Raw genomic sequence first — 402 nt, 5'->3', positions numbered from 1 at the left:
TGACGCACGCAAAGTAAAACTAGCGGAGCTTAAAGCCAGCCAACCAACTCAGCAAACCACTTTGACGCAAGAGCAACTAGTGGCCGAGCGTTCTGATTTTTACAGTCATGATCCTAAATGGATTAAAGACGGTGAAGAAACGAAAGATTTTAAGGCAGATATGAAAATGGCAGCTAATTACCTTAGAGAGACTGGATATTCTCAAGGTGAGGTTAACGCAATCTCTTACTCACACCACTGGAAAACCATTGTTGATGCGGCAAGGTTTAAAATACTTACCACTAAAACAAAAGAAACAAAGAAAAGAATTACTAAAACGCCTAAGATTTCAAAATCTAAAGCACAAACTAACAACTTGACCGCAGAAGAAATCTTCTACGGCAAGAAATAACGAGAGGCTAT

Annotated in this window: 1 protein-coding gene; it reads left to right on the top strand. The window is 39.3% G+C overall.

Annotated elements, in window-relative coordinates; genetic code table 11:
* Positions 1–391: hypothetical protein (locus tag D5S11_RS20015; protein ID WP_164833869.1), on the top strand; the 391-nt coding region annotated here is incomplete at its 5' end.
* Between the last annotated feature and the right edge of the window lie 11 nt (positions 392–402).

The sequence above is a fragment of the Bacillus sp. L75 genome (assembly GCF_003676355.1).
GTDB lineage: Bacteria > Bacillota > Bacilli > Bacillales > Bacillaceae > Bacillus > Bacillus velezensis.
The sequence above is the reverse complement of the archived record's forward strand: the minus strand, read 5'-3'. Positions and strand labels throughout refer to the sequence as shown.